The sequence below is a fragment of the Chitinophaga sp. S165 genome (assembly GCF_003182155.1).
In the GTDB taxonomy this organism is placed as follows: domain Bacteria; phylum Bacteroidota; class Bacteroidia; order Chitinophagales; family Chitinophagaceae; genus Chitinophaga.
The window spans coordinates 51,792-74,994 of sequence record NZ_QGTG01000015.1; the positions used below are offsets into that span (position 1 = coordinate 51,792).

A 23,203-nucleotide genomic window follows, 5' to 3' on the forward strand; every position below is an offset into this window, starting at 1 on the left:
TTACTTTTGCATTATGTCATACCTTAAAGAAAAAGCCACCGCGTTCCTGATGTCGCGGATAGGCAAGACCGCGCGTGTCATTACAACAGAAAATATCACCGATAGCCTGCTGGCCATCACACTGCATACTCCTGATCTTGCAAAGTGGCGCAGTTGCCAGCATCTGAAATTTGAAACCGGGAAAGGTCACTACCGTGACTATACGCTTGCACATTGGAATGAGGCCAACAAACAGGGGACCTTACTCATAGATGCCGGTCATGAAGGCGCTGGCAGCAATTGGGCAAGGCTGCTGCGACCCGGGCAGGCCCTTTTGTATGCAGGCCCCGGAGGAGGCATTCACCAGCCAACGGCAGCCGCCCATCTGGTATGCCTGGGAGACGCCAGCGCAATAGGCCATTTTAGCTCGTTATTTCACCGGAAAGGAACACAGCAGCAGTTATATACCCTCATTAGCCACAAGCAGCCCTTGCCCCTTAAAATACTCGATATGCCGGTCGATACTACTGCCGGTTATATAGCAGGCGTTGAGCGTTGGTTATTACAACAACCATTCCCCATGTCCGATACGACATTCTATGTAGCAGGGAACATTCCTTTGGTTGTGCAGATAAGGAAACTGATCAAACGGCTGGGCGCCCAGCAGATAAAAGCACAGGGCTTCTGGGAATAAAAACGCCCCGTGACTCACGGGGCGCTTTTTATAAAACGGGATCAATCAATTATAGCCGTCATTCTGAACAAGATTACCGCCTCCCAGATCGATTTGTCGCTGGGGAATAGGAAACACCCTGTTCCTTGCGTTAAATGTTTTACCGTGAGCAGTAAAAGCAGCGGCAGCTCTTCCTGGTTGCAGTTTATCCTGCCGGATCAGATCAAAGAAACGATCGTACTCCATTGCCATTTCCACTCTCTTCTCATGCCAGATAGATTCCCTGGTCACACTTCCTACCGGCCCCAGACCGGCACGTGGATGCAACGCATTGATATCTGCTATTGCTGCGCCGGAATTATTTAATGCCAATGCGGCTTCCGCATGGATCAAATGTACTTCTGCTAATCGCAATATGCGCAGGTTCTTTGGTAAACGTCCCCTGTTACCGCAATTGGACTCGTCAATCTGGCTGTGATACGATTTGTAATTATAACGGTCATTTTCAACACTATCCCTGCTGGGTATACGGAAACCGTCAAACAGGAAAGTTCCGTTAGGATTGATGGTCATAACGGTAGCTGCTTCTCTGAGATCGCCGTCGTCATATTCATTCAACAGGCTTTGAGAAGGAGTACCAAATCCCCATCCAAGATCGGCCCAACCGAATTTACCACCTGCGCGTGGCGCCTGGCATTCTGCAAAGTTGGCAATAGCCGCTTCGCAGGCAGAGTTGATCCCCGTCTGCACTTCAAAGAGGGATTCCTCATTATTGGCGCCCTCTTCCCTGAAGATCTCAAAATAGTTGTCCGCCAATCCGTAAGCGCCAACTTTCTGAGTAATGACAGAATCAGACAGACTGAATGCACGCTGCCAGTTCTGACGGTATAACATCACTTTTGCCAACATGCCGGCAGCTGCACCTTTTGTAGCCCTGCCTACTGCCGAATTAGGACCACCTTTAATTGCCAGATTGGTCACACCATATTCAAGATCTGATATAATAAGTCCATAGACCGCATCTTCAGTAGCCTTCGTCTGATAAGTAGCGCTATTTGCTTCCTGTGGCGTAATGACCTTATCTATCAAAGGCACTCCTCCGAAGAAACGCACCAGTTCAAAATAGAAATAGGCTCTCAGGAAACGCACTTCTCCCATCAGCTGATTCTTCAGCGTTTCATCCAGCGTACTTCCTTCCAGTGAAGAGAGGGCCTGATTAGCACGGGACACTCCCAGGAAGAAAAGTCGCCAGATATTATTCAGCGTACCTACAGATGCATCCATGGTCAGGTTGTCCAGGGCGCCGGAGTTAGGCATGTCATCGCCGGTACTACTGCCTTTATCTGCATCATCAGAGGCAATGTTTGTCATCTGAACAAAGGCAAAGCCATGCATGTCCCCTTCCCACATGGTGTTGTACACACCTATCACGAGTTTCTGCGCGGTAGCAGGGTCTAATGCAGAAGCCTCCTGGTCAATTTGACCCTGGGGTTTTACATCCAGGTAGCTATCGCAGGATGTGATGCCGGTCAGTACTGCCGTCAGCAGGCAGCACCAGATATGTTTATGCTTGAGTATAAGATTCATGGTCGTTCCGTTTTAAAATGTGACATTAACACCCAGCGCGAAAGTGCGGGTGGTTGGATAAGCGTTCAGTTCTATACCTGCATCGAGGATACCGCTTTTATTGTTGGTAGCGTTCGCATCATCAATAGTACCACCTGGCAGTTCCGGGCTGAAACCACTGAACTTCTTCAGCGTGAAAAGGTTCTGTGAAGTAAGGTAGACACGGAAATTCTTGATGCCGATCGCCTTCAAAGCATTAGCTGAAAGAGAGTATCCCAGCATCAGGTTGTTGAGGCGCAGATAAGTACCTGATTCCACGAAGTAAGTGGACGCAGGCGTGTTTGAGGAAATCAGCCGTGGATCGGTTGTAGATGGCCGTTCAGTCGTCCAGCGGTTAGATGCATACTCTGCCTCGATATTATCCGCAGGATCAAACCTGTAAGCTTTCTTACCGTTATAGATCTTGTTACCTGCGTTCCCGTAGAAATTAGCACTCAGGTCAAATCCTTTGTAGTTAAGTCCCAGGTTAAAGCCGAAGAAACATTTGGGCTGGAATGATCCTGCATAGAATTTATCATTGTCATCTATATCGCCATCGTTATCCAGGTCTGCATATTTGAGATCGCCGGGAGCCGCACCAGGCTGGATCACATTCCCATTAGGTCCTCCCTTGTAGTTGTCTATCTCTGCCTGGTCCCTGAATACGCCGATGGCCTTTCTTACATAAAAACTCCCTACAGGATGCCCGTTGTCTGTACGGGTCACAAAGCTCTGCTGACCAACATTACCGCCCAGCAATGCCTGTCCGCCGTTTAGTCCTGTCAGCTCGTTCGTATTAAAGGTGACATTACCACCTATGTTATAGCTGAGATCTTCTGTGATCTTATCCTTCCAGTTAAGTGAGATCTCCCAACCTTTGTTCTGGAAAGAAGCCGCATTTGTGATGTAGGAATTATCCTGGTCACCGAGGATGGCGGGTGTATTCACTACCACCAGGGCATCTGTTGTTTTTTTGCTATAGTAATCCACCTCGCCGCTCAACCTGTTCTTCAGCAAGGCGAATTCAACACCAATGTCATACTGGGTAGTTGCCTCCCATTTCAGGAACGGGTCTTTGATCTCTTTCAGCGCGCCACCAAGACTAACGTCTCCGTTAAAGACATAAGGTGCGTCCACACTGGTAACTGCTATATATGCATTGGTAGGAATGTTATCATTCCCCAGTCTGCCCCAGCTTCCGCGCAGTTTCAGGAAATCGAAGATGGCTTTATCTTTCATAAAACTTTCCTCAGAGATCACCCAACCCACACCTACTGTCGGGAAATACCCCCAGCGGTCGCTGAATTTTGAGCTGCCGTCCGCACGTAGGGAAGCACTCAACAGGTAGCGGCCATCATAGCCGTAGTTGATACGTCCTACGAATGACTGACGGGCATATTTGTCACCGACGTTATTAATTGTTGACTGCACGTTAGGATCGCCCAGATCGAGGTACCAGAGGTCTTCATTTTCCGGCACATCAATGCGCACACCTTTCAGGGATGTGCTATAGAAACCTTCCGTTACAGAACCTGCCAATACGGTTACGGAGTGTTTATCGAAGGTCTTGTCAAAGGTGATGGTATTATCCCATATCCATCCCTGTGACCGGTATTCTTCACGAGTGAGACGGCTGTCCGGGTTCCGCTGGTTACCACCGGCTACCAGGAAGGTATTCTCATCATTTAAGTACTCGTAAGCATAGATACGGTCGTTTCCGAACTTCAGATCGGCATTGAAACCGGAGCGGAATTTCAGGAAGGATACCGGTGAATATTCCAGCGCTGCATTACCCTGAAAACGGCTTTCCTGGCGACCATCATTTCTTTTGTTGATAGACAGGAGCGGATTACCTACGTTGGCCCATCCGGAGGTATTACCATAGCGGCCACCATCAAATGCTCTTACAATAGGCGCTGCCCTGTACACATTTCTATAGGTATCTCCCAGTTCCACATCGCGGGAAATAGCGCGCGAGTAAGAGATCTGTGAGGTGAAACGCAGCTGGTCAGAAATCTGGACCTCATTATTAGCCCTGAAAGTGAACCGTTTGAAATTATTGGTCTGGATGATACCATCTTCCTGGATATAACCCCCGCTCAGGTAATAGGTGCTTTTTTCAGAACCGCCGGACACTGAAATATTATGATTCATCTGGAATGCTTTGCGGAGCACTTCATTATACCAGTTAGTAGTACCATTGAATACATAAGGATTGTTAACCGGGTCTTTGCCAGGGGACGCATCGGCGAGATAGTCGATATATTGATCGCGGCTGGCCATTTCCACCAGGCTGGCAGCTTCACGGAAACCTACGTTTGCATCATATCGCACCTGGGGAGCACCGGCCCGGCCTTTCCGGGTAGTGATGATAATAACGCCATTGGCAGCACGCACACCATAAATAGCGGCCGAGGCATCTTTCAATACGTCCATAGTAAGGATATCGGCGGTAGCGATATTCCGGATATCATCTGTCAATACTCCATCCACGACATATAAGGGATTGGCGCCGGCCAGTACAGAGCCTGTACCACGTACCCTGATCTGCGGCTGGGAGTTCGGTTGTCCGGAAGAGATCACCTGTACACCCGCAATACGGCCCTGTGCAGCCTGTGTAACGGTTTGAACGGGCTGGGTAAGCAGGTCTTCCCCTTTTACGGATGAAATAGACCCTGTCAGGTCTTTTTTACGCTGGGTACCGTACCCTACTACTACCACCTGTTCCAGCTGGCTCTCAGAAGATTGCAGAATAACATTCAATGGAGAGGCGCCGGCTTTTACTTCCTGGCTTACATAACCGAGATAGGAAAAGACAAGGGTATCTTTTCCTGCGGGCAGATTAAGTGTGAAAGTGCCATCCGGACCAGAGGTGGTACCAGAAGAGGTACCTTTTACGCGGATGGTCACACCTATAAGGCCGACCCCGTTTATATCCTTCACTGTCCCTCTTACAGGCCCTTCCTGTTCGGCGGCCCCGCCACTGCGGGAGGCTGTAGTTCCCTCTGCCGGGGCAGATGCCTGTTGTGCTACGGCTGGAAAGGCGGCAAATAGCGCCAATAGCAGCAGCACGCCGGCTTTGTTTGTACCATTAATTCTCATAACGATGATTTTTGTTGCTTGGGTTTGATCAATTTCTATAATGACCGTTCGATGGTTGACTACTCAGTAGTTTAATTTTCAATGATTTAATATGACAGAATAATTTTAATAATAAATATAACGAACGAGGCATGGGTAAACGGACAAACGACCGCCGTACAATACTTGGGTATATGCTACGGGTACTGCGGGTTAGTGCAACGTCTTAAATGACACGTGGTGATAAGCAGCTAATAAGACAATAAGGAATGGTCTAAAATAGCATGTTCCACTTAGATAACAAAACAGGGGAATAAAAAGTTAAGATGGGGGAACTGACAGGTCAATTAACCTACCAGCCTTTCCTGCATGGCTTTAACAATGGCGCCGGAACGGGAATTTACATCCAGCTTACGGTAGATATTCATGATATGTGAGCGTACGGTACCTACGCTGATGTGGCAATGTTCAGCGATCTTTTTATAGGTATCTCCATTGACAAGACAATCTAACACTTCGAGTTCACGTGGCGACAGTCCATAGCGGTGTTCATGACCGTTGGCTGTTTTCCGGTTAAAAAAGGCCAGGACCTTCTGGACCGCAAGGATATTGGTTTGCATGGCGGCTTCATAAACCTGGGAAAAGAAAGAGCTCAGAGAGGCAGGTGGACTCAGTGTTACATTACGGGGGAGAACGTTGGCTACAGAAAAATCATTCCCCTGTCCGGTAAACAACATGATATTCATATCGGGATATGCTGCTTTTAATATGCTGGCAGCCTCAGTAGGTGTTAGCCCGGGAAGATCCATATCCATGAATACGATGTTGCTGATGTCTTTCGCTAACTGTTGGATAAGTTGTTTGGCTTCGCCCTGTCCTTCTGCATCTAAAGCATCAGCTTCGTCAGCCTGCCCAGCGCTGTTACGCCTAACATTTTTCATAATGTTCTTTTTGGGTTTGAAATGTTGCGAAACCTCCTACCGGTAACCGCAAGTCCTGGTGATTAGTCTAATAGTATGGCCTCAATATGCTAAAACTGGCTAGATTTCATGGTTTCACATACCGAAACAAATTTGATACAAATACCAGCAGTAGTCAATCGGATAAGTATATGATTTTTCAATAAATACTAATAAACAAATTATACAATATTAAAAATATCCAAAAATGAAAAGTTGGATATCCGGCATTAGAACAGTTTAACATAGGTGTAACGCGGAGTAATTTATAGTAGCAATTTACTGGTAAATCCTGAGAAAAACAGCCTTACAACGTAAGGATGTGAAACAAGTTGTAAGTCATTGGAATAGATTCCTAAAAAGTGAGGGGGCCTTAACAATCGGTTAACCACCGATTCAAAATATTATCTCTAGTTTTGATATCAATAACCCTTTTTAGTGCTGATTATCAAAGAATTTATTTTGTTGCGGTTATCGATACTCTTGCCATTCTGAAATCCGCAACGGTTGACATGTGAATGTTCAGGGCCCTTACCCATCAGTTGGTAAGGGCTCTTTTTATTTCTTCCCGGCAAAGTGTCTTACGCTATAAGGGGATCAAGTTGAAAACCCGGGGATTTGTGTGTTCAGCATAAATTTCAGCACGTCCCAATAAGACAATTTCCATCCGTTGGCCCTTGCTTCACAGTTCTGAACCGGATGGTTTTGGCAATCCGGCAATTTTCCTGCATCAGTATAATAGACGCCTTAGTATAGTTATCCTTCTATAGTGGTCGAACAGGCTTTCTATCGGCCTCATACAAGCTTACTAAAAGATCACTAAAAGGATACTTAAAGGGCATTTATATATCAAACCGATATTGAAGTGACCTTTAGATGACCTTTTAATGACATTTTAGTAAGCTTATACGTACCTTAGAGAAACGATACAGTAAACTTGTATTTATAACCTCAAAACGACCTTTTTTATGGCCATTGTTAAAGACAATATCCTCATGCAACTGGTGCGGGGCACCCTCGGTAAACAGATCACGATCTACGAAAGGAATGGGCAGATCATTATGGCGAAGAAACGCGGCCCTTCAAAGAAAAAGCCTACACAAAAACAGTTGGAAGCCAGGCATAAGATGACCGTCGCTTCGATGCGTGCACATATCATGCTGGAGGATCCGCAGATAAAGGCTTATTATCAGTCGCTGGCAGGGCCGGGGCAAAATGCTTATAATATGGCGGTGAAGGATGCTTACCGCAGTCCTGAAGTCCAGAATATCAGGATAGAAAAAGAGGAGGTGGTAGTGACTGCCAAAGATGAGTTCCGGGTAGCGGCTGTGGAGGTAAACGTAATAGACGCTGATGGTGTTGTTACAGAGAGCGGGTGGGCAGTTTTAGGCCGTAACGGAGTAGATTGGTATTATAAAGCCACTGCGCTGCCTGCAGGCGGCAGGGTCATTGCGGCAGTGAAAGATCTGCCGGGCAATCGAACGGTGAAGGAATTGCTGCTTACATAAAAAACGGCTTCACGGTTTATGAATGGCTTCTTTCCGGTTAAGGAACATTCCCGAATACGTTTACCAGCCTGGCATGGATTACTTTAGTATGTGTTGTTCCGCGTTAAAAGTGGATAGGCTTAGCCGTGGCCTGATCACAAGAATTCCTCAGGTTTTCAACCTGGTCCCTATAAGTGGCAGCGGTAAAGCTGTGAACGATGATCAGGAGTGTGTCCCGGTCCGTTGTAGCCAGTATGCGCTGACCATACCTGTTTGCCTCTCCCGCTGGGGAATAAGCCCTGTTTTCATATGAATATAATCGTCACATATGCCTGCTATGTGGTGCAGGTTGATCATGAATTTACGCCTTACTGCCAGGAAGGTGTCTTCCGGCAGGCATGACCAGATCTTTTCCGGAGCATCTTCAGCAATAATATGTGAATGAGTAAGATGGAGGACACAGCCGTCTGCGCGGACTTCGACAAATTGTAATTCCTGTAGTGGTATTCGGATGCGCTGGCCTTTTGAGTGTACGTGAAATACAGTGTGGTGTTTCATTTTTGCAGATCCCGGATTATTCCTGATTTAAAGTTTTTAATAACATGAAGTTTTAAAACTGGCAGGTAACTGAACAGAAACCTGCGTACAGAAGCTTATGAAATCTAAACCGTCTTATGAGAAAAGTAGCTTGATAATTTCTTTGTTTGGATATAGGCAGGAAAGATAAAGAGGATTCACACAACGGCAGTTAATTCCTTGTTAATGCAATAGTTAATACGGAGTTAACTGCGGAGTATCGGACTCCGCAGCAATTCCGTTCAGGCAAGGGAAATCCCCTGCAAATACAATAAGAAGCAGGAGGAAAACGAGTTACGTGAAAAGGAAGAAGATCTCCGTAAACATTCCCTGAATAGCGATCATCGCAAGCGTCAGGTTTTTCACGAAACGGATATTGAAGCCTCCTTTTTCCGAATAGTAGTAGCTCTCCTTATAGCGGTCATAAGCTATCGGTGCTCCCAACTCTTTCATCATTTTAAGGAATTCAAATAATGTTCTTTCCGAAATACGCAATCTTTTAGCAAGATGAGCGGGCTTTCCGGTGCCTTTGATCCTGATCAGGTAATCAATGGTTTGCAGTCTTTCAAAATAACGTTTAGGCATGCTGGCATAGTGGGGTTTACAATGAACAGATTAAATTATAAAGCTTTTTTCCTTCCTGGTCCGCATCGGTTTTCTCCGGGCTAATCTTGTGGGTAGCCATAATGTATGTGTCTTTTAATATTAATTGCAGAACACTAGAATGATCTTCTTTTATTGGCATTAGCATCTTCATAAGACTTTATTTGATCCGGATCAGACAAACAGCCGCCACCATTTCTGGTAGTCGTAAGTGTAATTTTCATAAACATATATTTTGAGGGTATACGATCAAACTCAAATTCGCATAAGGATGGCCTTATGCAAGCTAAAAAAATGTACTGCTATTTTGTTGCAGCCCGACTGGTTTTTGTTGCTGTATTTCATATGGCAAGAATAAACTCCCCCGGTTGAAACCTGGGGAGTATTCATCAAAAACCAACCATTAAAAGTCTCTTCCACCGCGGCTTTCGTCCACACAATCCCACAACCGGGCAATGTCTTCTGTAAAATATATTTATCCATTATAGCTGTAACCTTCAGTGTCTTTTAAAAACTCCCAGGTAGAGACCTGAGGGCAATATCCATGGCTGACAAATAGTGGTATATCCTTTAACTTCTTTCGCTGCATCACTACGTTGTAATACTACAATACGCGTCGCAGAAATTAGTTAATAAGATGTTAACGAAATAAAATTGTCCACCCCGCTGAAGGTAAGCCCGTGTATATGAAAGTGTTATAGAAGTAGAGAAGTAGAACGTTTTAGCAGAAAAATAAGAGGGCGTTAACACATTGTTAAGCAAAAACGGGATTACTAACGTTGTACAATATATGAGAGTATCTGTTGTACCACCCCTGTTGCATCATCATTATAGTGATGCCCTCCCGGTAATACAACCTGTTTATAATTACTGATAGTAAGCGATTTACTGTCGAAATCCTTTTCATCCTGCCCGAATATCAGCAACAATGGCTTCCCCGTAATATTACTCATGGCGGCAGGCACATTCATACTGCCCGCTGTACTTGTCTTGCCCAGCATGTCTGACAAATGCACAACCATATCCGTACTGGAAGACGGAGACATAAATACCAGGTGATGCACCTGTTCCTGCAACGTTAAAGGAAGTTTATGATAGATGAATGGCAATACATCCGCCCCCATCGAATAACCTACAAACACAAACGAATGGTTATTCCACTGCCCTGCATAATACTGCATCAGCGCCGCCACATCTGCGGCTGCCTGTTCAGGCGTCTTCTTGCTCCAGAAGTATTTTAACGCGTTCAGACCAATAACCGGATATCCTTTTCCTGCCAATGTATTGACAATATCTACCGAAAACTTTTTCATGCCTCCATCACCGGTGATATAAAACACCACAGGACGATCCGGCACCGGCGTTGCAGGCACCTTTACCGTTACGGGCAATTTGCTGATATCACGTTGTGCGCTCACTGTTATTGTATTGGTCATTATCATCAACCATAGCAACACATTCTTTCCTGTTCTCATATTATTCCTGTTATGCTCTCATCACCTTACTCAACGCTCCAGGCAATTGTATAAGATCAAAGTCATGCTCATACACCAGGTATTTATTGGACCATTCCGTTGCATATTTCTCTTTGAACTCACGCAATCCATGATAATGGCGGAAAGCTTTTATTTTCTCATAAGCAAATTTCACCACCTGCTCCGCCGTATTCTGCGGCTGCTGTATACCCGACATCGGCACCAGTCCCAGGTTGAGATATTGTAATCCTTTTTCTTTGGCGTCCTGTATAAGGGCAATGATCAATGCGTCCATACATCCGCCGGGAGCGTCTGTCCGCTTGCGGATCAGGTCATATGTACACTCTCCCGGTGCATAGTCGGGAATAATGTTCAAAAACGCCGCGATCCTGCCTTCCGGATCTGTTACTGTAATAACGTCCTGCTCACGTATATCATCTTCATCAAACAATCCCTGTGAGAAGGTCATCTCTTTTACCTCATATTGTTTCAGCCATTCGTCCGACACTTCTTTCAGTTCCTGTACCAACGCCGGCGCCAATGGCGCGGTATGTGTTGTAGTAATGTATCCTTTGGCGGCAAGGCTGTTCAATCCGTTACGCAATGACTTTTTATCTTTTCCGCTTAATGTAAAGGCAGCGACGTCCACGATCCCCTCCTGCCCTATCAGCAGCTTCTTCTTACGCAGATGCTCAAAGTGGTACATGCTCTGCTCATCTACCCGGTAGAAGGCCGGCCTTAAACCCATTTTACGGCATTGCTTTTCAAATTCCTGTAACAGCGGCAACTTCACTTCATCTGCACACACAGGCTCTTCCAGTACAACCGCAAAACCACTGGCTATACGATAAGCAATAAAGCCCTCATATTGATCAGACACGAACAGCAACTTATCTTCTGCCACCTTAAAATGGTCCATAGAAGAGTTACCATATTGGGTCAGATAATATTGCGCCTTCTCCATCGCTGCATTACTATGTTTACCGGTAGGCAGGTACGGCCGGATGATCGTATAAAACAGGAACGCCCATGCGCCTACGCCCAATACGCTGATTGCACTCAGGAATTCCCTTCCGAAGCGGGTTATAGGATGCAGACCATCATCTTCCAATAGCAGGAACCCATGGAAGGACGCTCTCAATGAGCCCAGCCAGGAGAACTCCATTCCAAAATGACGGGCATTGAGAAAATAAAAACCTACTGTTCCAAAAATGAGCACCACGAGCAGTGTAGCCACTGCTGTCACTACACCGATGTTCACCAGCTGCCGGTTACTTCTTAACCTGTACTGGCTTGCTGTGATGATCAGAATAATGGCCGTCCCTAATGCCAGCGAAGCCTCCTCATAGTCCAGCGCCTTGCTGATATGCCCTAATACCGACAACAGCGATACTGACAAGGCCACTATCCACGCATTACGCAACCCACGGAACAGGAAGTTGGCCGTCACCAGCAATATCAGTCCCAGGAATACCACCAGCAGGTTAGAAGCGTGGATGCTTTCTACAGGTATGTAAGCCCTCAGTAGTCTTAAACGGCCTGCCAGCGGTGGTGTGAGCACTGAAAAGATATTGACCATCCCCAGTAAAAATATCAATACCGGTGGCAATAACCGCAATACCAACTGACGTCCTTTCAGGATAAAAGCACCTACTCCGGCCACCAATGGCAACCAGAATTCAAAAAGACGGTATAATAAGGTTATTTCCAGCGCTTGTAAGGACGAAAAGCCATAATTGGTCAACAGATAAGCAAGAGACAATTCTATAGCCCCTAAACCGCGTAAAAACGGCGATACGATCAGGAAGATGGTGGCTACAATGTATCCGACACAGGCTGCCTCCAGGGATGGTATAGATCCCGTAGCCATCATACTGATGTACAAATGGGCTATACCCACGATCTCGATCCCGGCAGAAACCAGGATGGTATTGACAAAAGAAGAACGGTGCAGGTTAAAGGCAAAGATCTCATCCACATGAGGCATTGCTTTCGGTAAATACTTCGCCAGCAGATTGTAGGCAGTTCCCCTGTTCTGCACCGACCGTACCAGCCAGACCACTCCGGCCAGTACGCCGCAAATAGCGACCAATCCGCTTACTGCCTCAAACATCGACTCATCGTGCAGAATGGCATATCCCACAACTGGAATCCCCACCAGGAACACGGAAAAGATCCCCGTAAAACCGTAGATCCCTGATGCCTGATGCACCTGTTGCCTGTTGATACTACTACGTCGAAGGTTTTGCGGCAGGTAAGCCAGAGAGCTCACTCCTCCTGCCGGCAGAAAGATGCTCAGCAGGTTCCGTTTCAGAAACAGCTCGGTACCGAGGTTCAGGTCCAGCTTTCCGCCTACCGACCGGAAACTGTAACGGTACATTAAAGCCTGCAACAGGATGTAAGCTCCCGTCAGCAGGATGCCGGCAATCACCCAGAAACGGTCCGCCCGTTCTATAGCAGGTCCGAGCGAGTACAGCTCGTGCCGTTGTTGCCGGAAAAAGTAAATCGCAAGTAATATGAACAATACAGCCAATAGTTCCTTCCAATGCAGTTTCCGCATTAGTGCTCCGAGGTCCGGTTTATCTTTCAACGCCATTACAGGTTATAGTTTAATGGTAAAACGTCTACCTATTATAACCACAAAACTACAGTTAAGTTGAAAGGCAAAACCAGTAGGGCCGCTACTTTAATGACATTTTAAGGATAAAAACAACTACTGCCATAATCTGTACATATCACCTTAAAGGCGTATTAAAAAAAGGTGGCGACTATAAGTCACCACCTTTTGATAATGTTTGCGCTCTGAGCGGATTATTTACGGTTGCTGTTCTGCTGCCCCGTCCCCGCGTATCAAACGCTTTGAAGCGTATCGTACCTTTTTCAGTGACTGGCCCCGTATATATTTTACTTTTACTGTCTGGTTCTTTTCCATCCGTTGTATAGCGAAGGGTGAATCCTGGCAGCTGAATATTGGCAGTAACTGCTCCATTCTTCAGTTGCAGACCTGGCGTAGGAATACGGTAGTTATAACCGCCATTGTAATGGTCCAGTCTTACCAGTTCTCTTTTACCGGCTACATTCACAAATGCATTCCATGCCTTGTTATACAACTCTTCACTACGCGCACTGTCTTTCTCTCTGGCCCACTCAGGATCTTTTGCCCACGCACGTTCTGCTAATCCCAGTAACTTTGGCAGGATCATGTATTCCATCCGGTCTGAGCTCTTCACGGTTTCGCTCCACAGCAGGCCTTGTAAACCAACAATATTGCTTGCGCCGTAAGCAGTAAGCGGATCTTTTCCTTTGAAGATATCAGGATTCAGACGGTTGCCCAGTGCATCCACCTTTGAGTTCTTATAATAATTTTCAGGAATGAAATAGAATGGTTTATCGATGTCTACAAAACCTCCCCAGTAGAAGCCCGGCTCTTCGAAAGACTTCATGTAAGCCATATCGAAGTAGTAATTACTTACACCAGATAATACTACCTTGTAGTTTGCATTAGCCAGCCTGTAGGCAAGATCTTCTGCACCGCCCCCCATCACATTGTTCCATACATCTACCATGAAGCCGTTGTTAACGAAATCAGGATTAGGAATGTAGTGCTGCTTACCGTCAACGCTGGTCTTACGCATGCCCATCTCTTCCCAGCCGTATTGTTTCAGTCCACGGGCTTTCAATAATGAATATACTTTAGCGTAGTAGTAGTACCACAGATCATCTGCATTTTTGATCGTCTTATCCTTTTGCATCAATGCATCTACCACTGGCGATTTTGTCCATACGCCTCCAGGTACTTCGTCGCCTCCCATGTGTACATATTCCAGCGGAGCGCCTGCTTCTTTGTAATAAGCCTGCAATTCTTCCACTACTTTATCCAGGAAAGTATATACTGATGGCAATGCCACGTTTATCACGTTGTCATTCCAGTTCTGTACGGAGTGATAAACTGATTTATCCTGCAGGTCAGACAGCAGGTATTGTGTTGCCTCCGTGGTCTTTCCCTGTGCCTGTAACTTAGCGTAACGGGCTTCCATCGCTTTTACTGCCGCACGTGCGTGACCGGGTGTTTCTATTTCAGGGATGACGGTGATATGCCGGTCTGTAGCATATTTCAATATTTCCAGGAAATCCTGTTTCGTATAAAAGCCGCTACCTGCAGCATTTGTCACATCAGGGCCGGAACCGTAGGATGGTATCAGGTGGTCCTTCTCATCCACAGTATGTCCGCGGTGGCCTCCTACTTGTGTCAGTTCAGGCAGGGATTGTATTTCCAGTCTCCAGCCTTCATCGTCAGTGAGGTGGAAGTGTAATACATTCAGTTTATACAGTGACATAAGCTCCAGCAAACGTAGCACATCCTGTTTACTGTGGAAGTTTCGGGATACGTCGAGCATAAATGCGCGATATCCATAACGGGGTCCATCTTTTACGGCTATAGCGGGTACCTGTATACTTTTTTGCACACCAGCCCATGAGGCAGGAGGCAACATGCTTTTAAGCGTTTGTATACCATAGAAGATACCTGCAGCATCTGCTGCTTTGATCGTTATGCCACTGGTTGTTACCTGCACGGAATAAGCTTCCGGAGCCAGACTGGCGTCCTGCTGCAGGGCAATTCCATTACCACTGCCTACAACCGGTTTAGCGCCCAGTAGTTTTCCCAGCTCATCTGCCAGATAACCCGCTTCTTTTGCGAAAGCGGGTACTGCATTGATCTGCAAGCCAGACTGCAATGTATAAGTGCCCGTACCGGGTACAACTTCCTGCGCTGTGGGGAATACAGTTGGCAACTGTTCAGCGGGAAGATCCTTGATATCTTTATTCTGTGCGAATACATCGGCCGGGGTAGTCAGTGCGGTCCTATCTCCCGGGAAACGCAGATATTGTTTTGGTTGGGTGGAAGGACGTACTTCCAGGGATGGTAAAGGATATCCCTTTGCAGGGTCTTTGTCCCATACCAGGTACAACCCATCAGGCGCGTCCGTAAAGTTTACAGCCCATGCGCCCGCCACCATCTCTATGCGGAGGGAATCGCCGGGGGCGATGCCTTTGCTGCCATCTACGGGAGACAACTTATACAGATCACCGTTCACATGTGTAGCACTCACGCCTCCTTTGACAGGTCCCTCATTGATAGATCTTACAAAGTTGAAATACAATTGCCAGCCCTTTGCAGGGAAAGCAGTTTTGCTTTTGTTTACAAGAGTAAAAGCGGAAAGGAACTGAGCTTTGCCCTGATGATTATTTTCCACTACTTCCCATGAAACTTTGATCCTGGAGGCGTCAAATGGAGCCTGCGCATGTGCAGCTGTTACCACTCCTGTGAGCAGTCCGCATGCTAGTACTAAATGGCGAAATTGCATAAGCTGAAACGAGTTGTTCTGTAAGATAAGGTTATACCCATTTAAAACAAACTGAAACTGTCCAGGTTTTTCCGCAGTCCATCTATTTTCCAACAAGGTAGGACAGTCTGTTAACCGGTGCCAGGATGTATGTATTACGGCCTGAAACCCTTTAAAACAGGACCTGACGAGTATATATCTTCGAATCCTCACCAGGATCCGGAAAGGCATTTCCGACGGTCTGGGGATATACAAAACCGGTTTATGTGGCACAGTTATTTGTAATAGCTTAACTATCTGTTCATTAAAACTTTGTCATTATGAATACCGATTTTACGAACTGGGGAGATCTGATATGGGATAAACTACACCGGTGGACCTCAGCCGGCATAAAGATGCTGCCTAATATGGCTGTAGCCGTTCTTGTAGCGGTCGCGTTCTTCCTGCTGGCCAGGCTCTTTAAAATGCTGGTGTTCAAATTTGTGTTAAAAATATCTCACACGCCCGCCCTGAGTGGGCTGTTCGCCAATCTTGCTTCAGTCCTCATTACCCTGATTGGTTTATTTGTAGCGCTGGATGTACTGAAGCTCGACAAAGCGGTATCCTCCCTGCTCGCCGGAGCCGGTATCATTGGTCTGGCCCTCGGGTTTGCGTTCCAGGACCTGACGGCCAACTTTATTTCAGGGATCTTTATCACGTTCCGAAGGCCGTTTGAAGTGGGACATCAGATAGAAACAAATGGCTTTTCCGGCAATGTGGAGGAAATTGCGCTTCGCTCTACCCTGCTCCGCACACTCGACGGATTACACGTCATCATTCCCAATAAAGACATCTTTCAGAAACCTATTATTAACCATTCCCTCACCCCGGAACGAAGAACGGAGGTCACCTTCAATGTGCCGGCGGTGCATGAAAGTACGCTGGAAATTAAAAGGCTGGTCTCCGATGCACTGAAGGACGTTAAAAATCTCTGCAACAACCGGCCACCCGATGTTTATTTTTCCAACATAGACGGTGCAAATCTGAAAGTGACGGTTTCCGCATGGATCGTGAACCAGGATATCCGCACATTTGAAAACACGAAAAATGAGATCATTGTGAAGATTACAACTGTGTTAAAGGACAGTAAGCTGATCTGATTTTTCCTAACTTAGCCCCTTATTAAAAGGGAGCTTAATATGAAAGGATTTATTGCTTTTACAGTGGTCAGCCTGGCTTTTATTACCATTCTGGGATATTTCTTCCCCTGGACGTGGTGGTTATTGGTACTGATATTACCATTGATTATCATGGGATTGATAGATGTGACCCAGAAAAAACATGCCATCATGCGCAACTACCCTATTGTGGGCCGTTTGCGTTATTTCATGGAAGATATCCGCCCGAAGATCTATCAGTATTTCGTGGAAAGTGATATTGACGGCAGTCCTGTAAACCGTGTAGACCGTTCCACCATTTACCAGCGCGCCAAAAGGGAGTTAAACTCTCAACCATTTGGTACACAATTCAATGTATACGCAGAAGGCTATGAATGGATGGCGCATTCCATCCAACCCAGGGCTTTTGAGAAAATGAATAAAGATCCCAGGGTGCTGATCGGCGGAAGTGATTGTACACAACCTTACTCCGCCAGCATTCTGAATGTCTCTGCCATGAGTTATGGCTCTCTCAGTTCCAATGCCGTAGAGGCGCTGAACGGAGGTGCTAAACTGGGCAATTTCGCTCATAACACCGGCGAAGGCGGTATCAGTGAACACCACCTGAACCAGGGCGGAGATATCATCTGGCAGATCGGTACCGGTTATTTTGGCTGCCGTACTGCTGAAGGCAATTTTGATGAGAAACTGTTCTCTGAGAAGTGCGCTACTCCGCAGATCAGGATGATCGAACTAAAGATCTCACAGGGCGCCAAACCTGGTCATGGAGGGATACTTCCCGCTTCAAAGAACACGCCTGAGATAGCGGCTATCCGCCACGTAAAACCACATACGACCGTTGCATCCCCGCCTTATCATACCGCCTTCGGCTCTCCCCGGCAGATGATGCAATTCATTGCCCGTATGCGCCAGCTGAGTGGCGGAAAACCAGTGGGGTTCAAACTGTGTATCGGACAAAAAAGAGAGTTCCACGCTATCTGCAAAGCGATGCTGGAAACCGGCCACTATCCCGACTTTATTACCGTAGATGGCGGTGAAGGCGGTACCGGTGCTGCTCCTCCTGAATTCTCCAACTCAGTAGGTATGCCGCTGATGGATGCATTGGCTTTTGTACATGATACCCTGACAGGTTATAATATCCGCGGTAAAGTGAAAGTGATCGCTTCCGGTAAGATCCTGACCGGTTTCCATATACTCCGTGCGATGGCGCTGGGAGCAGACGCCTGCAACAGCGCCCGCGCCATGATGATGGCCCTGGGTTGTATACAGGCATTGGTATGTAATACCAACAAATGTCCTACAGGTGTGGCTACCCAGGACAAATGGCTGATGGCCGGACTGGTAGTGGACGACAAGAAACACCGTGTATCCAATTACCACCAGGATACAATAGAAAGCGCCATAGAACTGGCAGCTGCCGCAGGCCTGGAAACACCTCACCAGATCACCCGCAGCCATATTTCCCGCCGTGTGTTCATGAACCAGGTAAAGACATTTGAAGAGATATATCCAGGCACTTCCGCCGGTTCTCTGCTAACAGGTCCGGAGATGGAAACATTAAGCATAGACGCCTGGTAAGCGTTGAAAAAGCATCAGGCATTACCCGGTAATTCCTGATGCTTTTTCCTGATTTTTTTCTTTACATTCATGTTAACGACCAAAATTGTTACCCATACATGAATGCCCGCTTACTGATATATATATCAATCCTCACATCCCTGCTCATTACCAGCGCCCTATCTGCCCAACAGCGGTTAATGACCGATAGCATCCTGCTTCGTTATGCCGACACCACCTCCAATGGTTCTATCTACACCCTGGTAAAATTTGATTCTTTTCCTGGCAACAAACTATTACAAAGAGATGGTGTTATAAAGTCACTTAGCCCTCAACATCACATTCTGCAAAGGATGCAGTTTGATTCTGCAGAAGCTTCGCATGTCATAAAGATCTATAAGGCGAATTATAACTGGAAATGCAGTGATGTACTGGTTAAAGATATCAGCATGCTGCAACAGCAGGATAGCCTGCAGGTACAGGTATCGTTCAGTGGTCAGATTGATCATCTTCAACACTGCCGGATCCTATCTGCTACATCTACCTATCCTGTAGCAATAGTCAGTGTAAAAATGCGTGACTGGAGTTCGTTCACGGCTCAATATAATGTGCGGTTCATTGACAGGCTACGTTCTGCACGCACAGAGATCCCTATCAACAACGCATTACCTTCCGTCAATAACATCAACGCGCTTCATCAGCAATATCCATCTTTACAAGGTGCCAATCATACAGTAAGCCTGAAAGAAGAATGGTTTGATACTACTGATATAGATCTGCTTGGGAAGGCCGCTCCCTCTCCGCTTGCTGCGAATACTATTAATCCGCATGCAACGATGATGGCCACACTGATTGCAGGGCTTGGGAACTCAGGCTCCAATGGTAAAGGAGTGGCTGTAAAAGCCAGGTTAAGCTCTTCAGACTATCTGCATTTGCTGCCTGATGAGACCAATTATTTTAAGGATGCCGGTATCAGTTTGCAGAACCATTCTTACGGCACTGCGCTTGAGAACTATTATGGCGCTGAAGCTGCTGCTTACGATCAACAGGTGTTTACACTGGATACATTGTTGCATGTCTTCTCTTCCGGCAATATCGGCAATAGCGCTCCACAAGATGGCACCTACAAAGGCTTAACAGGTTATGCGAATCTCAGTGGTACGTTTAAGCAGTCGAAAAATGTATTGGTAACGGGTGGTATCGATACAGGCTATCGCGTTCCAACACTTAGTTCCAAAGGCCCGGCCTTCGATGGCCGCATTGCTCCGCAGCTGGTGGCTTACGGACAAGCAGGTACTTCCGACGCTGCTGCAACAACTACAGGTATTGCAACACTTGTACAGGAAGCTTATCATCAGGAATATGGTACGACGCCTTCCGCTGCGATGGTGAAAGCGATCCTGATCAATAGTGCTGATGACATCAATACCCCGGGACCAGACTATAGCAGCGGGTATGGCCTGATCAATGCAGTTGCTGCCATACGCACCATTAAGGATAAACGCGTTTTTACAAGTGATATCTCTACAGGTAATACAACAACGCTTCCCATTAATATACCTCCCAATACCGCGCGGCTGAAGATCACGCTTAGCTGGAATGATCCTGCTGCTCCAGAGAATACGAGTAAAGCCCTGCTTAATGATCTTGATCTCACTGTTACAGATAATGCAGGTAATAGTCATGCTCCCTGGCTACTGAGTGCTTATCCTGCTGCCGATTCACTCTCAGCGCCTGCACGTCGTGGCAGAGATAGTCTTAATAACCAGGAACAAGTCACTATTGAACAACCGGCGACAGGCACAATGACTATCCGTGTGCATGCACGGCAATTGTTATCTGGTACATCCCAAAGCTTTCATATCACATATCAGTTTATTCCACGTTCATCTTTTGAATGGCAGTACCCTGCCGGCGGCGAACAATTAACCGCAGGAGATAACATCGCGGTACGCTGGCGCACACCACATATTGGCAATGGCACATTGTCTTTCAGTGCTGACAGTGGTCTTACCTGGATCCCGATAGCAGCCGATATTCCACTGGCAAATGCCAACAGTCGCTGGAACATTCCTGGCATTTTTAGCAAAGGATTATTAAGAATGAACACTACTGATACTACCTGGACAAGCGATTACTTCAACATATCTTCACCAGTAGCTGTCAATGTAGGCTTCAATTGTCCGGATACATTACTTATAAACTGGAGTCCTGTGGATAATGCTGCAAGCTATGATGTGTATACATTGAAAGGTCAATCGTTATCGTTCATCAGCAATACGGCAGATCCATTCGTCTTCATTCCCAAAACACAACTATCATCGCCGTACATAGCAGTTACTCCACGCCATATAGACGGCTGGACTGGTTTACAGGGTTATACTTTCAATTATGAGCATCAGGGCGTCTTTTGTTTCTTCAAACAAATACTGGCAGATGTTCAGGAAGATAATAGTGTAGATATTACTGTAGTTCTCAGCACAAAAGACAGGGTGAAGACTATCTATTGGGAACGCTTGCAGGGCAATGACTTTTTAACTTTATCTAATCAGCCTGTCAATGCAAATGATCAATATGTTTATAAAGATCATCCCGACCATTCAGGGGTCTTTTATTATCGTATCAAGCTGGAATTAACAGACGGCCGTTATATCTATTCAGACGTTCAGGCGGTGCAGGTCCTCATTAATGAAGACTTCCATTTATATCCGATACCTGCTGCACAACAACTAACATTACTTGCCGGCCGACTGGGTGATTTCAAAGTACGCATCACAGATATGAATGGGCGGACAGTGCTGACACGGCCGCTTACACAGATGAGAGAAGGGTATTCACTAAGCAGCTTCGCTGCTGGTGTTTACATTTTTTCGATCTATGATGGGGCGCAGAAGATATTTGTAAGACGCTTTGTAAAGGTGATGGATTAGCGCATTGCAGCGGGTCAGATCACATTTGCTATTCCACAAATTATAATGGCTACAGTAAATGCAATTGCATTTACTGTAGCCATTACGATCCTGATACAAAAGCTTTTTATTGGATCTTCACTACAAACAGGTTGCTGGTAATATCTCCTGGACGTAGTCCTGACAGATTGATCACACAGTCTTTTCCCTGTTGCTTCCATGTGATAGCCCTATCACTGCCGAGTATCACTGCCTTTGCCTGTTTTGCCGGCGCAAAGTCCTTTATTGTTAACTGTGGTTCATAACCGGTAGCTATGCAATACAGTGCATCATCTTTCTTTGTGAAGAACATCTCAATGTGTGCATGCTCTTTTGATGGTTTCACCATCTTTGCCACATTGTAGTCAGACATGTAGCTGGCTTCTTTTACCTGTGGACGTTTTCCTGCACTCCACTGACGTGTTTCTTTCCACGGCTTAGTGTTATAAATTGCCTCACCGTTCACTTCCAGCCAGGAACCTATATCTACAAGTCTTTGTTGCATAATGACAGGTATCTGGCCATCAGCAGTGGGGCCGATGTCCAGCAACAGGTTACCACCACGGGATACGATATCCACCAGCAAGACCACCAGGTCGTTACTCTTTTTATAATCGTTCACTGTCTCCATACGGTTGTAACCGTAGGAGTTACCGATTCCCTGGCTTTCTTCCCATACTACGCCAGGCTGCATACCACTGCCATATTCTGAGGTGAGGTATGTTGCTCCATTATTATGTCCCCTGGTATTGCTGCCCCAACGGTCATCTACTACGACTTCATCTTTTACAGGAGATTCATTGAATAACCAGGCAAGTAATTCTGTACTGCGCCACGCGGTATCAGACTGTTCCCATTCTCCGTCAGAAAAGATCACGGAAGGCTTATAACGTGTTACCAGGTCTTTGAACTGTGGTGTCATCACATTCGTTACATAGCTGGCCTTGTCTTTCTTCCACAATGGATTAAACCACTCGTACAAAGAATAGTAGTATCCCATTTTCAGGCCGGCCTTTCTTACTTCATTTGTCAAATCTCCCAGCAGATCCCTTTTGGGCGTACCGGTGACCGCATTCCAGGGTCTTCCCCATACGGAATCGGCCTGCTTGTTATCCCACAGACAGTATCCTTCATGATGTTTAGAGGTCAGCACTACATACTTTGCACCCGAACGGCGGAACACGTCTGCCCATTGCGCAGGGTCGAACAGCGAAGCATTGAACTGTGACTCAAACTGCTGATACTTGAAATCCTTGCCATAGTTCTTATCATGAAAAGCTCTTACCTTCTGATGTGTTTCATCTTTAGCACCATCCAGCTGATACCAGTACCATTCGGAGTAACCACCCGGTCCTACCACTGCAAAAGACGGAACGGCATATACGCCCCAGTGTATAAAGATGCCAAACTTGGCTTCATTGAACCAGGCAGGAATACCACGCTTATTCAGCGAGGCCCAGTCTGCGGTATATTGCTGTGCGGCAAGCGGCGCACTGCCCATTAAAAAAGCGGCTGCGTAAAGGAAGAGTTTTTTCATAACTGTAGTTGATAGCATGAGACCATGGATATAAACAATACTTAAATATAGCCTGACAGGGCATGAATTCCTAATAGCATCTGCACCGGAACCGGTAGGATATTAGTACTGGTGGAATATGCTTGCCCTTAACCAATCTTGATATGGCCTGATATAGCTTTAGGATGTCTTTAGCAGATCTTGGGCTGGTATGTCTTCCATACCCTTAGTTTATCTTGATA

At 46.3% G+C, this 23,203-nt stretch carries 14 protein-coding genes; 5 read left to right on the top strand and 9 right to left on the bottom strand.

Going from position 1 to position 23,203, the window contains the following annotated elements; all coding sequences use genetic code 11:
* The first annotated feature begins 13 nt into the window (after window positions 1–13).
* The gene (locus tag C7475_RS31375) at window positions 14–673 is read left to right on the top strand and encodes a siderophore-interacting protein (protein ID WP_110057391.1); all 660 of its coding nucleotides are present in this window, start codon (window positions 14–16) and stop codon (window positions 671–673) included.
* Window positions 674–718: 45 nt separating this feature from the next.
* Here the strand turns inward: C7475_RS31375 and C7475_RS31380 are convergent, their stop codons facing one another.
* The 3 genes from C7475_RS31380 to C7475_RS31390 all read right to left on the bottom strand — a co-directional run bounded on the left by C7475_RS31380 (window position 719) and on the right by C7475_RS31390 (window position 6,279).
* The gene (locus C7475_RS31380) at window positions 719–2,239 is read right to left on the bottom strand and encodes a RagB/SusD family nutrient uptake outer membrane protein (RefSeq protein ID WP_110057392.1); all 1,521 of its coding nucleotides are present in this window, start codon (window positions 2,237–2,239) and stop codon (window positions 719–721) included.
* Between the two features lie 12 nt (window positions 2,240–2,251).
* Entirely contained in the window at window positions 2,252–5,359 is a 3,108-nt protein-coding gene (locus C7475_RS31385) for a TonB-dependent receptor (protein ID WP_110057393.1), read from the bottom strand.
* 326 nt (window positions 5,360–5,685) lie between these two features.
* Window positions 5,686–6,279, bottom strand: coding sequence for a response regulator transcription factor (locus C7475_RS31390; RefSeq protein WP_110057394.1), 594 nt, complete (start codon window positions 6,277–6,279; stop codon window positions 5,686–5,688).
* A gap of 986 nt (window positions 6,280–7,265) precedes the next feature.
* On the opposite strand from C7475_RS31390, the gene C7475_RS31395 reads away from it, so the two are divergent.
* A complete protein-coding gene (locus tag C7475_RS31395) occupies window positions 7,266–7,805 on the top strand; it encodes a hypothetical protein (RefSeq protein ID WP_110057395.1) in 540 nt (179 codons plus the stop codon).
* Window positions 7,806–8,006: 201 nt separating this feature from the next.
* Here C7475_RS31395 and C7475_RS31400 read toward each other — a convergent pair whose 3' ends face one another.
* The 5 genes from C7475_RS31400 to C7475_RS31425 form a co-directional block, all read right to left on the bottom strand.
* Window positions 8,007–8,342, bottom strand: coding sequence for a LytTR family transcriptional regulator DNA-binding domain-containing protein (locus C7475_RS31400; protein WP_110057396.1), 336 nt, complete (start codon window positions 8,340–8,342; stop codon window positions 8,007–8,009).
* 312 nt (window positions 8,343–8,654) lie between these two features.
* Window positions 8,655–8,945 (bottom strand): hypothetical protein, encoded by a 291-nt coding sequence (locus C7475_RS31405; protein ID WP_110057397.1) that lies wholly within the window; start codon window positions 8,943–8,945, stop codon window positions 8,655–8,657.
* Window positions 8,946–9,736: 791 nt separating this feature from the next.
* Window positions 9,737–10,438, bottom strand: a complete 702-nt coding sequence (locus C7475_RS31415) for an AcvB/VirJ family lysyl-phosphatidylglycerol hydrolase (RefSeq protein WP_110057399.1) — start codon at window positions 10,436–10,438, stop codon at window positions 9,737–9,739.
* 10 nt (window positions 10,439–10,448) lie between these two features.
* Window positions 10,449–13,034, bottom strand: a complete 2,586-nt coding sequence (locus C7475_RS31420) for a phosphatidylglycerol lysyltransferase domain-containing protein (protein ID WP_110057400.1) — start codon at window positions 13,032–13,034, stop codon at window positions 10,449–10,451.
* 172 nt (window positions 13,035–13,206) lie between these two features.
* Window positions 13,207–15,804, bottom strand: a complete 2,598-nt coding sequence (locus C7475_RS31425; protein WP_110057420.1) for a family 20 glycosylhydrolase — start codon at window positions 15,802–15,804, stop codon at window positions 13,207–13,209.
* Between the two features lie 299 nt (window positions 15,805–16,103).
* On the opposite strand from C7475_RS31425, the gene C7475_RS31430 reads away from it, so the two are divergent.
* The 3 genes from C7475_RS31430 to C7475_RS31440 all read left to right on the top strand — a co-directional run bounded on the left by C7475_RS31430 (window position 16,104) and on the right by C7475_RS31440 (window position 21,427).
* The gene (locus C7475_RS31430; RefSeq protein ID WP_110057401.1) at window positions 16,104–16,922 is read left to right on the top strand and encodes a mechanosensitive ion channel family protein; all 819 of its coding nucleotides are present in this window, start codon (window positions 16,104–16,106) and stop codon (window positions 16,920–16,922) included.
* Between the two features lie 39 nt (window positions 16,923–16,961).
* Window positions 16,962–18,518 carry an FMN-binding glutamate synthase family protein gene (locus C7475_RS31435; protein WP_110057402.1) on the top strand — a complete coding sequence of 519 codons (1,557 nt, stop codon included), beginning with the start codon at window positions 16,962–16,964 and terminating at the stop codon, window positions 18,516–18,518.
* A gap of 98 nt (window positions 18,519–18,616) precedes the next feature.
* Entirely contained in the window at window positions 18,617–21,427 is a 2,811-nt protein-coding gene (locus C7475_RS31440; RefSeq protein ID WP_158286666.1) for a S8 family peptidase, read from the top strand.
* A gap of 106 nt (window positions 21,428–21,533) precedes the next feature.
* On the opposite strand, the gene C7475_RS31445 is transcribed toward C7475_RS31440, so the two are convergent.
* Window positions 21,534–22,982: an alpha-L-fucosidase gene (locus tag C7475_RS31445; RefSeq protein WP_110057404.1), complete on the bottom strand. Its 1,449-nt coding sequence runs from the start codon at window positions 22,980–22,982 to the stop codon at window positions 21,534–21,536.
* Window positions 22,983–23,203 lie beyond the last annotated feature (221 nt).